This window comes from Paraburkholderia nodosa DSM 21604, assembly GCF_000519185.1.
Taxonomy (GTDB): Bacteria; Pseudomonadota; Gammaproteobacteria; order Burkholderiales; family Burkholderiaceae; genus Paraburkholderia; species Paraburkholderia nodosa.
The window spans coordinates 1-14,222 of the sequence record NZ_JAFA01000041.1; the positions used below are offsets into that span (position 1 = coordinate 1).

Here is a 14,222-nt window from a genome sequence, read left to right on the forward strand (position 1 = left end):
CTCCACGACACGGGCCTCCAGCTCACGGATGCGCCGCTGGTCGCTCTGGATTTGCGCCTCGCTGCGGGGCGGTTCAACCTGCTGGGCGCGCCATTGCGCCACCCAGCGTCGCAGCGCGGTATCGCCAACGCCTAGTGCCTCGCAGGCCTTGGCAAATGAATAGCCCTGCGCAACCACCAGTTGTACCGCCTCAGCCTTGAATTCGTCAGTCAGGTTCCGTCTGCTCATCTCTCACCTCAGTTGGGGCAATTATCCCCTTTAGAGGTGTCCACGACTATTGGACCACTACAACCTACTTTTCTTTGCCAGCGGAAAGCGAAACGCGGTATTTTCTGGTCTATGTTGAGTCGGCCTGAATCGCTAAAAAATATTGCGAATCAACGACTTGATATAATATTCGCGGTCCAAACCCCGTTTTCTCCAGACCAACGCCGCGCATCTTGCGGTGGGGGTACAGGTGGAGGTACGGGCGAACCCGAACCGGAGAATCCAAAGATGCCCAATCTCAATCGCCTGACGGTCGCCCGCGTCAAGGCGCTCATCGCTCATCCGCCCCTCAAGAAGGCCGTCTACCACCACGACGGCGGCGGGGTCTATCTGCAAATCACGCCGACCGGCGCTGCATCGTGGCTGTATCGCTATTCGTACCTTGTGCTGCCCACGCCGCCCGGCGCGAAGAAGAAAAAGAAGGAGCACTCTGTCGGCCTGGGCTCGGCGCGGGTCGTCACGCTCGCCGAGGCGCGCGCGAAGGCCGTCGAGCACCGCAAGCTCCGGGCGGGCGGCATTGATCCGAAGGCACAGAAGGTCGGCGCGCGTGCGCGTACCCAGCGCGAGGCCGAACATCGCATCACGTTCGCCGATGCCGCGGAGCGCTATATCGGGCTGCGTGAGTCCGAGTGGTCGAAGAGCAACCACGATGCGTGGGAGAGTTCGATCCGGCTGCACGCGAAGCCGCTGCACTCGATGATCGTGCGCGATGTCGAGACATCGGACGTGCTGAAGGTGATCGAGCCGCTGTGGCACGAGAAGCACGCAACGGGTGTAGCGCTGCGCCAGCGCATCGAGGCGATCCTCGACTGGGCGAGGATTCACGGCTTTCGATCGGGTGAGAATCCCGCGCGCTTCGAGGACCATCTCGAACAGGTGCTCACGAAGCAGAAGGAGCGCACGAGCCATCGCGCGTCAATCGACTGGCGCGAGATGCCGGAGTTCGCCGCGAAACTTCGGGCCGCAGAGGGCAGCGTGGCGCGCCTGGTCGAATGGTTGATGTTGACCGGCGCGCGATCCAACGAGGGCAGCGGCGCGACGTGGCAAGAGATCGACCTTCAGGCGAAGGTCTGGCGCGTTCCGGCCGAACGCATGAAAGCGAAAATCGAACACTGGGTGCCATTGTCCGACGCTGCGATCAGGCTGCTCGAAGCGCTTCCCGGCGAGCGCGACCCCGACGACCGGCTGTTCGATAGTGCCAAGGGCAAGGAAATCAGCAACACGGTCCAGCGCGACCTGTTGCGCGAGATCGGGTATCCGAAAGAGGCAGCATCGATCCACGGCCTGCGCTCCAGCCTGCGCACGTGGGCGAGCGAGTGCGCGAAGGCGACCGAGCGTGTGAGCGAAAGCCTGATTGCGCACGACTCGCGAAGCGACGTGCAGAAGGCCTACGAGCGTACGCGCTTCTTCGAGGAACGCGCGCCGCTGATGCAGAAATGGGCTGACCATCTCGCGAAGCCGTACGACGCGATGACGAAGGTCGTGCGGATGCGCGCAGCATAACATCTCGTTACAAAAAAATAAGGCGTATTAGGATGTATTAGGATGTCTTACGATGTCCTTTGATGTCCTTTGATGTCTTTGGGTGTCTTTTGGAACCACAGAGGACATTTGAATTTTGAGAAAGGATGGCTCATTCTGGTTTTTCTTCCAGGAGACGTGAGCCATGAACGAACAAGCCATCGAAACACCGGTCAGGCGCGGCCCGGGTCGTCCACGCAAGATCCGTACTGAACCGGTAGCACTAGAGTTGCAGCGGCAACCGCAGCCTTCGGGCGTGGTTCCGCTCGTCACGGATCGCAGGGGCGTGGCGCGCATGATCGGCAAGTCGATCAGTTCCATAAAACGTCTCGAACGCAACGATCCGGAATGGCCGAAGCCGTTCGCTATTGGCGGTCACGAGCACAACTACCTGATTGCCGATATCGAGATGTACCTGACGATCAAGGCCCGCGGCGCACAGGATTCGCGCACTTCCGCATCGTGAGGTGCCGTCATGTCCAGCCCAGAAGAAAAGGCCCGCGGCGCGAGCGCAGCGGGCGAAATGGACTATGACGAAAAACGCGCCAATGGTAGTCCGCGCTTCGCAATGTCGCAAGCCATGCGGAGGCCGTCGTGAGCGAGCCGACTGCAAGGGAAATCGAGGCTGCGCGCGCGCGGTTCTTCAAGCATGTCCAGCCCGACGACAGCCCACTGCCGACGAAGAACGGCAATCTGGACCCGCAGCCTGCGCCGCTGCGCGTGATCCACGCCGACGATCTGGATAAGGATGTGCAGGGTCCGCCGCAGGTGATCGAGGATCTGATCTGCATGGGCGAGGTGTGCGACTTCTATGGGCCGTCGCACTCGGGCAAGACCACGGTGGCCGTGCATATGGCGGTGTGCGCCGCACTCGGGCTGCCGTTCCTCGGCAGGCGTACGCGCCTCGGCGGCTCGGTCGTCTATATCGCTTCTGAAGCATGGGCCAACGTCGCGATGCACGTACAGGGCGCGAAGCTCGCGCTCGGAGTGGATCACGTGCCGCTCGCAATCGTGCGCGAGCCGGTCGACCTGTTCGACGGGCTGGCCGATGTGGCGCGCGTGGTCGATGCCGTCAAGACATTCGGCGCGCGCGCCGGGACAGTGAAGATGGTCATGGTTGATACGCTCGCGCGCTCGTGCGGCGACGGCGACGAGAATTCGACGCGCGACATGGGCATCGTGATGCGCAACCTCACGACCATTGCGGAGGCAACCAACGCGGCGGTGGTGGTCGTGCATCACACGGGCAAGGACAGCACGCGCGGCGCGCGCGGCTCGTCGGTCATCTACTCGAACGCTGACGCCGAGATCGTCTGCGAGCACGACGAACGGCTCGACATTCGCACGCTGACCGTGAACAAGCAGCGCAACCTCGGCACGAGCGGCATGAAGCTCGCCGCGCGCTTCCAGCGTGTCGAACTTGGTGTCGACGAGTGGGGCAAGCCGCAGACCGTGAGCGTGGCGGTCGATGCCGAGGTGCCGGAGGAACCCGAGCCAGAGCGTGGGCCGCGCCTGACATCGAGCGCGACCAATGCGCTCGCGGTGTTCGACGAGCTGCTCACGGAACGCGGCGAGCCGCTGGCCATCACGAGTATCACGCCACCCGGCCGGAAAGGTGTGCGGGTCGATGACTGGCGACAACGCTACTTCTACAAGTTCCGGCCCGAGCCGTCCGACGACGCCAGGCAGGTCGCGCGCAATCACGACGCCAAGCGCAAGGAGTTCAGCCGTGCGCGCGACCTGCTGGTGGCCGCAAGGCTCATCGGCACAAGCGGGGAATGGGCATGGCGTACATGACTGTTCTCTTCGAATGTCCACCCACCCCGGACGGACCGGACAGACAGGACACTCCTTAAGGAGTGTGTCCTGTCCTGTCCGGTGTCCGGTGTCTGGAATGGGTCGCGGACATATCGGACGGACACGGACATTTGTCCAGTTCTGTCCGGTTTGTCCAATTTCTTTTTAAACGAAAGGAGAGCCGTTATGACCGGCCATCTCGTCGACTTCACACAGGTGCAGCGTGACGCGCTAGACCTGCTCGCGCAGACGTTCCGGGAGCACTGGCGCACGCCGCTGGAGCAGGTGCATCTGGCGGACTGCGCACGAGTCTCGCTCGCCTTGTTTGACGCGACGTCCATGGTCATCCACGACGACGCGCTGCGTCTGGAACTCGCGCGACGCACCTATACGGTGCTGATGCACGACGGCGGCGGCATCAGGCCGGCCAGCGAGGAACCGGTCGCGCTGCGCGCGTATCACGATCCCGGCGCGCAGAAGCGCTGGTCGCACGAGGTCATCCTGTGGCTGGGCGACCTGATCGGTCACCTGCAGGACGAGGCGACGCGCTCCGGCGCCGTGCAGTGATTGACCTTGCCCCGCCCGTCGCGCGATAGTTGGCAGCACGAGGCAACCAGCGGAGCGGGCGGCGATGGACGAAGCGATACGGTTTTACGCGGGCGCAATGCGCACGAGTGCCGAGACGCTCCAGCTCGTGTGCCAGTCGCTCGATGACGAAACGACGGCTGCCATTAGCAATGCGCTTCGAAGCGGCTACAGGCTCGTGATGCTATCCGACCCGACCGGCATCGCGATCGTACTGTTCAACGCGCGCACCGGGCAGATTGGCCAGCTGGTAGCGAGCATCGATGGGCGCTCGGGCCGCGAACGGATCTATCCGTTGCGGCGCGCGCCCCAAGCCAACGGGAAAACTGCCGTGCCGGCGCGCGCGTGATGCGATGACGCCCGGTGTTGAAGTCAGGCGCTGGCCGCGCCTGCGCTGCGAGCGTGACGCCCGACCGAGCGAACGTCCGAAACGTGCCGCTGAAAGAGGAACACGAAAGGAGGCCACCATGGACATGGGGCCAGTCAAACAGGCATTCGACGAAACGGTCGCACCGCTGCGCGAGCGCATCAAGGCCGCAGAGACGAACATCATCGATTTAGGCCAGAAGGTCGCGGGCGGCCGCGAATGGCGCGGCAGCGGAAGTGGCGGCGAGAGCCTTGGCGCACTGGTTGTCAAATCCGACATGCTGGAGCGCTGGAAGTCGGGCGACAGCCGCGTCGTGCGCACCGAGGTGCCGCTCGATCTGAAGGCCGCGATCCTCTCGAACGTCGGCGATGCGGCCGGCGGCTTCCCGGTGATGCCCGACTTTCAGGTCGCACCGTCGCTCGCAGTGCCACGCTTCTGGCGCGCGCTTTGGAGTCGCCCGACCTCGAGCAATGCGATCGAGACGGTGACCGCGACGCCCGGTGGCGCGACGGGTGCGGATGCAGTCAGCGAAGGTGCTCTGAAGCCTGAGGCCGGTCTGAGCTATGGACCGTCGACCGTGCCCGTCAGCACGATCGCATACTGGGCGCTGTGCTCAAAGCAGCTGATGGACGATAGCGCCGCGTTCGCGATGTACCTGGACGGCGAGATGCGCAACGGGCTCGATGCGAAGATCGACGGCGAGGTAATCAACGGCTCGGGCGTCGCACCGCACATGGAGGGACTCGTCGGCGCGTCCACGCCGTGGGTGCCGGCGGCCGGTTCGATCGGCTTCGACCAGTTGATCAGCGCGGTGGTCATGCTGCGTGCGAACGGCGCGAGCAAGGTCGTGATCGGCACGAGCATCGCGGACTATCTGGCGACGATGCTGGTGAAGACCTCGACCGGCGAGTATGTGATCTCGCCGGGGGCGAACCTGCTGGCGATGATCGGCGCGGTGATCGTGCCGTGCTCGGCGGTGCCGGCGGGCAACTTTACGGCGGTCGGCACACCGGAAGGTTGCTACATCGCATTGCGTAACGACATCGTTGTTGAGGTCTCGCGCGAGGACAGCGACAACTTCCGCAAGAACCTCGTCACGACGCTCGTCGAGGCCCGCTTGGCGCTGGTCGTGCAACGTCCCTCGCTGTGCCTGTACGGCCCGCTCGTACCGGCAGTCGCGCCACCGCTCGCCGCTAAAGCGAAGGCTTGAGTAAAGTCTTGCGCGCGCCGTCTACTCCTGCAGCACGCACCCGCCGTTGCGCGGCCGGCACAGAAAGCCGCGTGTCATGTCCTTCGTCGCCCCGCCCTCGGCGGGGCTTTTTCATGTCCGCTCAATTTTGAGCCGACGTTCGACGGTGCGCCCGGATCGCTGGAACGCTTCGTTGCACGTACGTGGCTGCTCGACCCCCAGGGTCTGAAATGCGTTTCTGGAAAAAAAACAGGACGGGGGGTGCTGGCCAGAACCCATCCAAGGTTTCGATGCACCCTCGCCATCGGGCGATGGCGAAAGCCCGCCTCGGCACAAAATTCACGCGGCTCCCTGCTGTCGGAAGCGCTCAACCTGTTCCTCAATTGCCTGATTGGGATCTTGGGGGATTATGTTTACCGGTATGACGATCTCGCAGTCTACTGGCTCCAGACCGGCGATCACCAATTCCGCCCTGCCATTTCCGAGTACGTTATAAAAGTACGTCGCATACGCGCGGACGTCAGCTTCGTTGGGTTGGATTTGTGGCGATTGATATAGCCCACCTTCCTCCAGCTGCGTATGCACCCTGCCGTGACGAAAATCCAGTACGAACGGAAGCCCTATTGTCGCGCGCTCGTTGACAAGCACAACGCGGATAGCACCGGCGCCAACTGCGTCAACGCGCATCGTCATTGCTTCAAGACCCGGAATGGGTCCGTCGGGCCAAAGACCAATGGATACATGGTGGCCATCCAGCTGATCAACTGTTTGCGGCACTTCGCCGGCTTGCAGCTGGGCCAACGTTGCAGCGTCAATAAGCTCGCGCCACGGCGCCAGCCTATTTCGCTTGGCGTAAGTCTCACTGTCGTTCTCGATATGTAGCTCGTTACCGATGTAATAGCGCGCGAGCGCCTCCATGATGCAAAGGTCGCTTGACAGGCGGCGTCGATCGGCCGGTATATCGGGATCAACGATCTCCCCGTTGAGACTTGCATGTGCGACAGCACAACGTCCACTTTCAAAGAGATGATCACCGACATCCAGTCCGCTCGCGCGAAGCTCTGCAATTCGGGCCACGGCTCTCTCGTCGGTCAGGTTGTCCAGATTCGCGTTAATCCATTGGCCCTTGGCTCGACCATTAGCGAACTGCGACTCGATGACCTTGTGAAAGCTCAGAAAAGAGTAGTTGTCGTGGACGTGCCGAAGGCGGCTGCCTTCGCGATAGAACGCCAATGCTTTGCGAGCAAGTTCATCGTGAACAATCGGCATATGGTTGCAATTAAAGTTCTTTGCATTCATCGTGCCGATGCTTGAATAGACGTTACGCGGATCGCCATACAGGACCGGATGCGAGCCGTAGGTATATCCGCTTACGTCCACAAAGCCGCCTCTATACCACCCGAGAATAGAGGTGAACCGATACACCTTTGCGAGGGCATCGTCGACGTTGCCCCTGTCGCACGCGATTGTGATACCCGGAGGGGACGGCTGCTCATTCCGCTTCGAGCCCCGCAGAATATAGTCGTCACCATCATAGGTGACCCAAACGTCGCTTGGCGGCCACGGAATCGAAGTGGCGACACCGGCCGTCAGCCAGCCGAGGCGGCTCCGAAGCTTTTTATCGACCGCATCTCCGACATAGTGCGGAACGTAGGGACCTGCCATAGTCACCCCCTTCATTTGTCGAGGTACCGAAGAGTATAGGGGGATCGCCAGAGCGCAGGCGCCAAGATTTGAAAACCGCCAGCAGGCGCGCAAATCGGGCCGCGGCGACGATGGCGCACGCGTGACGTACGAACACGAAAGGGCACGCGCGCGAGACGCCAGACGAGCGTGCGATGGTCGACAGGCAACCGGACGCCGTCGCTCGCCATCGGCTCCCCAAAACTGGGGAGATGTCGGACCAGATCTGGACTCACGTTCTGGCGAGACGCGCGTCTGCTATCAGCGGGGTTCGCGGTAGTGCAGGTTGCACAACGATCTGTGTACAGGCTGACTCTGCCGTTTCGCCCCCCATATACAAGGCAATCTGGTGGGCAAAACTGCTATACGCAATTGCAACGATTCCAATGATGATGCCGTAGATAGCGAAATCGAGCCCGCCCGTTGCGGTCTCTCGCAGCGCAGAACGCAGCGTATGATCCTCTTCTGCGCGCTTCGTTCGCTCGGCTTCCAGTTCGGAAGCGTATTTCTGGAACCGTTCCTCGGCCTCGTCGTGATGACGGGTGAGAGTCGCGCTGAGCGCCTGATAGTTCTTTTCGAGCGCATCGAGGCGTGACATCACGTCGGGAGGCTCTGCGGGAACCACTGTACCAATCGCTGACATCTTTCCGAGACTTGCAGTGGCATGCGCTGTACCAAGGACGATGTTCACGTCACTACGCGGGACTTCACGCATCGCTCGGGCGATATGTCCGGATAGCGATGGAAGATTGAACTGCTTTCGGGTCGACCATACACCTCGCCCTACAAAGGCCAATCCCAGCCATTGCAACCATGCGCCTGCAGCACTTATCGAGGGCTCGGACCAGTGACGGTCGTATAGGAAAACCAGCGAAACCACTACCGGAGCAAATGAGCAAACGGGAAGTCTGAGCCAGTATCGCCATGTCCATGAGCCCCAGCGCCTAAGCCAGCCGTTCCACCGGTTGCTACGTCCCGCCTGCTGTACCGCCATTGGTCACCCCGCCGTTGTTGGTCGAGCGAGTATATCGGCAAAGCTGATCCGTTCCGGCGGGATGGTCGCCGACCGGTCGACCGGCGGCAGGCCAGAACCGCCAGCGGCGCGCCAGATCAAGCGCTGACGACCCTGGCGACGGTCTGCCTATGCGCGAGTAGCGGCGAGCGGCCGCGAAGCCGCCGGCGAGCCGTTTTTCAGAAGTTCAATCGTTGCGCGCGCATCGGCTGTTCGCAAACTCAGACGTTTCTTAAAAGTTTTGAGATCTGCCGGCGGATCGTTCGTGACGGCCGCTCGACGGTCGATCGCAAAAACACGCAGCGGGCGCGAAATCCGGTCCGTGGTGACGCTGGCGGCGACCGGTCTATACCGACGCAGCGATCGTGCGCGCGAACGTCTTCTGCGAAATTTAAAAAATTCGGCGCGAAGCCAAAATTGGAAAAATATTGGTGGGGGTGCTGGCGGGGGTACAGATGGCGAATTTCGCTGAAAACCAAGGTGGGCGTGGCTTTGCGGCCTTCGATGCGCTTTGCAGCGGCAAAGAAAAGTAGGCAAAAGAAAGCCGCTCAAACCGCTAGCGCCTGCCACAGTTCACCTCGCGCCATGAATGGTGAATGGCTCCGGAGCGTCTGTCACCTCGCACCACCAAAGCTAGTGACAAGGCGCTCATTCATCCCGCTGCTCGCTACGCGCGCTGCGGTTGGGCCTGCAAGGGAAACCAGGGGGCATTGTCAGCCTTGGCGAGAATGCACGCGCACCAATGGTTTTTGGTTATGCCCTTCGGCGCGCGAAGCGCCGCCGGAAGGATGAGCGCCTTGTCACTACCTTTGAAGGTGCGAGGTGACAGACGCTCCGGAGCCATTCACCATTTACGGCGAGATGTGAACTGTGGCAGGCGCTAGCGGTTTGAGCGGCTTTCTTTTGCCTACTTTTCTTTGCCGCTGGCAAAGAAAAGTAGGTGCCGCCCCGCACAGGGGCAACGCCTGCATACCGACGCGAACACAAGGCAACCCCAAAGCAACCCCAAAGCGCTCAACTCACAGACGGTTTTCTGCTAGCCCCTGCGTACCACCAACACCCTCGCCGCAAGGCAAAGACATATCGCCAGCGCCCGCCGCCTCCCCAAACTCAACCTCAACCTCACCATTCAAAACCGCCCGCGCCCGCTCGACATCCATCGCACCTTCCCACCTTGCGACCACAATCGTCGCAACGCCATTCCCAATCAGATTCGTCACAGCACGAGCTTCATTGAGAAAGCGATCGACCCCCAACAACAGCACGAGCCCGGAAACCGGAATTTTATGCATCGAAGCAAGCGTCGCCGCGAGTGCAACAAACCCCGCTCCCGCCACCCCGGCAGACCCCTTCGAAGTCAGCAGCAAAACGCTCAGCACGACAAGCTGATCGAGCAGCGAGAGATGAATGTTCATCGCCTGCGCCACGAAGAGGGCCGCCATCGTGAGATAAATCGCCGTGCCGTCCGCGTTGAACGTATAGCCGGTCGGCAACACCATGCCGACAACCGGACGGGAACAGCCGAGGTTCTCCATCTTGACGAGCATCTGCGGCAGCACGGCCTCGGTCGACGCCGTGCCGAACGTGATCAGGATTTCGTCCCGGATATAGCGAAGATACTTCCACAGCGAAAAGCCGCAAACGCGCATGACGAGCCCGAGCACCACCACGACAAAGAATATCGACGTCACGTACAGACAAAGCATCAACTCGCCAAACGACGCCAGCGTGCCGAGCCCGTACTTCGCGATGGTGAACGCCATGCCGCCAAACGCGCCCACGGGCGCGACATACATGACGATCCGCACAACGCCAAACATGCCCTGCAAGAACATGTCGAGCATATCGACGAGCGGTGCGGTGCGCGGGCCGAGCTTCGCCAGCGCAATGGCAAACAGCACCGAGAAAAAGATGATCGGCAGAATTTCGCCGTTCGCGAACGCGCCGACGATGCTGTTCGGCACGATGCTCATGAGGAACCCGAGCGCCGTGTGGTCATGCGCCGCGTGCGCGTAGCTGGCGATCGCCGAGCTATCGAGGTGCGCCGGATCGATGTTCATGCCGCTGCCCGGCTTGATCACGTTCACGACGACGAGGCCCACGAGAAGCGCGATGGTCGAAGCCACTTCGAAGTAGAGCAGCGCCTTCACGCCTACGCGGCCCGCCTCGTGCAGATCGTTCATCCGGGCAATGCCCACGACGACCGAAGCGAAGATGATCGGCGCGAGCGCCATGCGGATCAGCTTGATGAAGAGGTCGCCAAGCGGTTTCAGATCGGCTCCGATATCCGGATAGAAGTGGCCGACAAGAATGCCCGCCAGGATACCGATCAAGACCTGTATGTAGAGCTTCGAAAGATACTTTTTGAGTTTCGAGGGCCGCATGTCTGTCTCCTGAGCATGGCGCCATCCAGGTGATTTCGGGCGACCGCCAACCGCCATGCGTGCAGCGGTTGTGTTTCCGGTCGCGCTTTACTGTTCGCTTCGGCGTCAGGCCGCGAGCTTCTGCATTTGCGCAAACAGGTCGGCCTTGCCCTCAAAGCCGATGCCAGGCAGGTCGGGCATCGTGATGTAGCCGTTGTCGACCTTCACGCCATCGGGGAAGCCGCCATAAGGCTGGAACAGATCGGGGTACGACTCGTTGCCGCCAAGCCCGAGGCCCGCCGCGATGTTGAGCGACATCTGATGGCCGCCGTGCGGAATGCAGCGGCTCGCGGACCAGCCGTGCTGATGCAGCATCTCCAGCGTGCGCAAATATTCGACGAGGCCATAGCTCAGCGCGCAGTCGAACTGCAGCCAGTCGCGGTCGGGACGCATGCCGCCGTAGCGGATGAGGTTGCGCGCGTCCTGCATCGAGAACAGATCCTCGCCGGTTGCCATCGGCTTGTCGTAGTAGTTGCGCAGCGTCGCCTGCAATTCGAAGTCGAGCGGGTCGCCCGGCTCCTCGTACCAGAACAGGTCGTATTGCGAGAGCGCTTTCGCGTACTGGATCGCGGTGTCCAGATCGAAACGGCCGTTGGCGTCGACGGCAAGCTTCTGGCCGTCGCCCAGCACGCTCAGAATCGAATCGATGCGGCGCAGGTCCTCGTCGAGCGACGCGCCGCCAATCTTCTTCTTCACGACCGTGTAGCCGCGGTCGATATAGCTGCGCATTTCGTCCTTGAGCTTGTTGTGGTCCTGGCCCGGGTAGTAGTAGCCGCCCGCCGCATACACGAAGATCTTGCGGTCGGGCTGGCCGTTGCCGTAGCGCTCGGCGAGCAACTGGAACAGCGGCTTGCCTTCGATCTTCGCCACAACGTCCCACACCGCCATGTCGATCGTGCCGATCGCAACCGAGCGCTCGCCGTGCCCGCCTGGCTTCTCGTTGGTGAACATCGTCGCCCAGATCTTGTGCGGGTCGAGGTTGTCGCCGGCGTCGTTCACGAGCGAGGCGGGATCGGCTTCGAGAATGCGCGGGATGAAGCGCTCGCGCATCAGCGTGCCCTGGCCATAGCGGCCATTCGAGTTGAAGCCATAGCCGATGACGGGCTTGCCGTCGCGGATCACGTCGGTGACCACGGCGACGAGGCTGAGCGTCATCTTGCTGAAGTCGATATAGGCGTTGCGGATCGAGGAACTGATCGGCACGGTTTTTTCGCGGATTTCAACGATTCTCACGGGTGTCTCCTGGTGGCACGGCCAGCATGCGCGGTCGTTCTCGCGGTCGTTCGCGGTGAGCTGGCTGTGGGAGACGCTAGGTTATGCGCCCGGATCGGTACTATGATTCACTTGTTTTCACATCTTTATTAACTTGCGGTGAAGAATGACCTGACCTCCTACCTGGAATTTTTCGTCCTGCTCGGACGTTACGGAAACCTTTCAAGCGTTGCGCGGGACATGGACATCACGCCGCCGGCGGCGACCAAGCGGCTCGCGCAGCTCGAGGCGCGCCTGGGCGTGCGGCTCGTCAACCGGACCACCCGTAGCGTGAGCCTGACCGCCGAAGGCGAGACCTTTCTCCACTACGCGACGCGCATTCTTGCCGAAGTGAAGGAAATGGAAGATGTGGTGTCGTCGAGCCGCTCCGTCACGCGCGGCCTGTTGCGTGTGAACGCGACGCTCGGCTTCGGGCGCACGACGATCGCGCCGCTCGTTTCGGAGTTTGCGAGGCGGCATCCCCACGTCGAAGTGCAGCTCGATGTCACCGACCGGCCGATCGACCTCGTCGAAAGCGGCGTGGATCTGGCGATCCGTTTTGGCGAGCTGCCCGACAAGCGGCTCATTGCGCGGCGCATCATGACGAACCGCCGTTTGCTGTGCGCGTCGCCGCGTTATCTGGAGACACAGGGCACGCCCGCAACGCTCGGCGATCTCGCCAATCACCAGTGCATCGTGCATCGACAGAACGACAACGCCTACGGCATATGGCGCCTGGAGCGCAGTGGCGAGGCGCATTCGGTGAAGGTGCACGGCATGCTGTCGAGCAACGACGGCGATATCGTGCTTGGCTGGGCGCTCGACGGGCACGGCATTCTGCTGCGCTCGGAGTGGGACCTCGCGAAGTATCTGGAGAGCGGGCGGCTACGCGTCGTGCTGCCTGAGTTCGTGCAGCCGCTTGCCGATTTGTTCGTGTATTACCCGAACAGGCGCAATCAATCGGCGCGTGCGCGTGCGTTCATCGATTTTCTGGCGGAGCGGTTCAATCGGCAGACTGCGGTCGCCGCGCCCGCGCAATCGGGCGCGTGAAGCCCCTTTTTTGTCTCCCCCACCGTAGACAATCCATCCGGCTGGAAAGGAAGCGGTGGTCATTACAGCCAGCCAATGTTTGCGGTAACGTGCGCGTTTGCAGAGGCTGGAATGACGCCACGAACAGGAGAGAGACAGATGACAAAGCGAGTGATAGTGACCGGCGGCAGCGGCCTTGCCGGCAAATGGGTGGTCGAGAACCTGGTAGCGCACGGTTACGAAGTGTTGAATCTGGACCGTGTGCCCATGCCGAAGCGCACCGCGCGCACGCTGATCACGGACATCACCGACGCGGGCCAGGTTTTCAATGCGATCGCATCGACCACGGCGCCGGTGGAATTCGCCGACGACCTGGAGCCGAAACCGATCGACGCGATCGTTCATTTCGCGGCGATTCCCCGCATCATGTTGACGACCGATAACGAGGTCTACCGCATCAACGTGATGGGGACCTACAACATCCTCGACGCCGCTGCGAAGCTGGGGGTCCGCAAGGTGATCCTGGCCTCGAGCGAGACGACTTACGGCGTGGTGTTCGCGCACCGGCATCGCGATCCCGCGTACTTTCCGCTCGACGAGAACTATCCGGTGGACCCGATGGACAGCTACGCCACCTCGAAAGTGGTCAACGAAGTGACCGCGAAGGCGTTCCAGGCGCGCACCGGGTCGGACATCTACTGTTTTCGCATCGGCAACGTGCTCGATCCCGAGGACTACGCGAAATTCTCCACGTGGCTCAAGGACCCCGCGCTGCGCAAGCGCATTGCGTGGAGCTATATCGACGGGCGAGACCTCGCCAACGCGTGCCGCCTCGCCATCGAAACGGACGGCCTCGGCTTCGAGATCATGAATGTCGCGGCGGACGACGTGTCGTCCGACTTGCCGACCCAGACGCTGCTGGATCGCTACTATCCGGGCGTGCCGGTCAAGAAGGCCCTCGGCGAGTTCGAGACGCTGCTCAGCAACGAGAAGCTCAAACGGCTATTGGGCTGGCAACAGCAGCACTACTGGCGCGACGAGGCGAAACGCTTCAATCCGTAAGCGCTGCATACGCGCGGGGCCAGCGTGCGCTGGCCC

13 protein-coding genes are annotated in these 14,222 nt (G+C 61.8%); 8 read left to right on the top strand and 5 right to left on the bottom strand.

The window, feature by feature from the left end; translation table 11 throughout:
- Window positions 1-228 (bottom strand): transposase (locus tag A3CW_RS0136510; protein WP_028207954.1); only part of this gene is annotated, 228 nt, incomplete at its 3' end.
- 267 nt (window positions 229-495) lie between these two features.
- Here A3CW_RS0136510 and A3CW_RS0136515 point away from each other — a divergent pair.
- The 6 genes from A3CW_RS0136515 to A3CW_RS0136540 all read left to right on the top strand — a co-directional run bounded on the left by A3CW_RS0136515 (window position 496) and on the right by A3CW_RS0136540 (window position 5,747).
- Window positions 496-1,770, top strand: coding sequence for a tyrosine-type recombinase/integrase (locus A3CW_RS0136515; RefSeq protein WP_028207955.1), 1,275 nt, complete (start codon window positions 496-498; stop codon window positions 1,768-1,770).
- Window positions 1,771-1,933: 163 nt separating this feature from the next.
- Window positions 1,934-2,254 (top strand): hypothetical protein, encoded by a 321-nt coding sequence (locus A3CW_RS48765; RefSeq protein ID WP_035515026.1) that lies wholly within the window; start codon window positions 1,934-1,936, stop codon window positions 2,252-2,254.
- Window positions 2,255-2,382: 128 nt separating this feature from the next.
- Complete coding sequence (locus tag A3CW_RS0136525) at window positions 2,383-3,585, top strand: AAA family ATPase (RefSeq protein WP_028207957.1); 1,203 nt, start codon at window positions 2,383-2,385, stop codon at window positions 3,583-3,585.
- Between the two features lie 186 nt (window positions 3,586-3,771).
- Window positions 3,772-4,152, top strand: a complete 381-nt coding sequence (locus tag A3CW_RS0136530) for a hypothetical protein (protein WP_028207958.1) — start codon at window positions 3,772-3,774, stop codon at window positions 4,150-4,152.
- Window positions 4,153-4,216: 64 nt separating this feature from the next.
- Window positions 4,217-4,519, top strand: a complete 303-nt coding sequence (locus A3CW_RS0136535) for a hypothetical protein (RefSeq protein ID WP_028207959.1) — start codon at window positions 4,217-4,219, stop codon at window positions 4,517-4,519.
- Between the two features lie 118 nt (window positions 4,520-4,637).
- A complete protein-coding gene (locus tag A3CW_RS0136540; RefSeq protein WP_028207960.1) occupies window positions 4,638-5,747 on the top strand; it encodes a phage major capsid protein in 1,110 nt (369 codons plus the stop codon).
- A 318-nt stretch (window positions 5,748-6,065) separates the two neighbouring features.
- Here the strand turns inward: A3CW_RS0136540 and mauJ are convergent, their stop codons facing one another.
- The 4 genes from mauJ to A3CW_RS0136560 all read right to left on the bottom strand — a co-directional run bounded on the left by mauJ (window position 6,066) and on the right by A3CW_RS0136560 (window position 12,077).
- Window positions 6,066-7,391, bottom strand: a complete 1,326-nt coding sequence (gene mauJ / locus A3CW_RS0136545) for a methylamine utilization protein MauJ (RefSeq protein ID WP_028207961.1) — start codon at window positions 7,389-7,391, stop codon at window positions 6,066-6,068.
- A 250-nt stretch (window positions 7,392-7,641) separates the two neighbouring features.
- Window positions 7,642-8,100: a hypothetical protein gene (locus A3CW_RS52730; protein ID WP_154678145.1), complete on the bottom strand. Its 459-nt coding sequence runs from the start codon at window positions 8,098-8,100 to the stop codon at window positions 7,642-7,644.
- 1,340 nt (window positions 8,101-9,440) lie between these two features.
- Window positions 9,441-10,805 carry a C4-dicarboxylate transporter DctA gene (dctA, locus tag A3CW_RS48770; RefSeq protein WP_081771985.1) on the bottom strand — a complete coding sequence of 455 codons (1,365 nt, stop codon included), beginning with the start codon at window positions 10,803-10,805 and terminating at the stop codon, window positions 9,441-9,443.
- A gap of 105 nt (window positions 10,806-10,910) precedes the next feature.
- Window positions 10,911-12,077 (bottom strand): mandelate racemase/muconate lactonizing enzyme family protein, encoded by a 1,167-nt coding sequence (locus tag A3CW_RS0136560; RefSeq protein ID WP_028207962.1) that lies wholly within the window; start codon window positions 12,075-12,077, stop codon window positions 10,911-10,913.
- Between the two features lie 138 nt (window positions 12,078-12,215).
- Here A3CW_RS0136560 and A3CW_RS48775 point away from each other — a divergent pair, with 138 nt between their 5' ends.
- Window positions 12,216-13,145: a LysR substrate-binding domain-containing protein gene (locus A3CW_RS48775; RefSeq protein ID WP_051481955.1), complete on the top strand. Its 930-nt coding sequence runs from the start codon at window positions 12,216-12,218 to the stop codon at window positions 13,143-13,145.
- 138 nt (window positions 13,146-13,283) lie between these two features.
- A complete protein-coding gene (locus A3CW_RS0136570; RefSeq protein WP_028207963.1) occupies window positions 13,284-14,186 on the top strand; it encodes an NAD-dependent epimerase/dehydratase family protein in 903 nt (300 codons plus the stop codon).
- The last annotated feature ends 36 nt before the right edge of the window (window positions 14,187-14,222 follow it).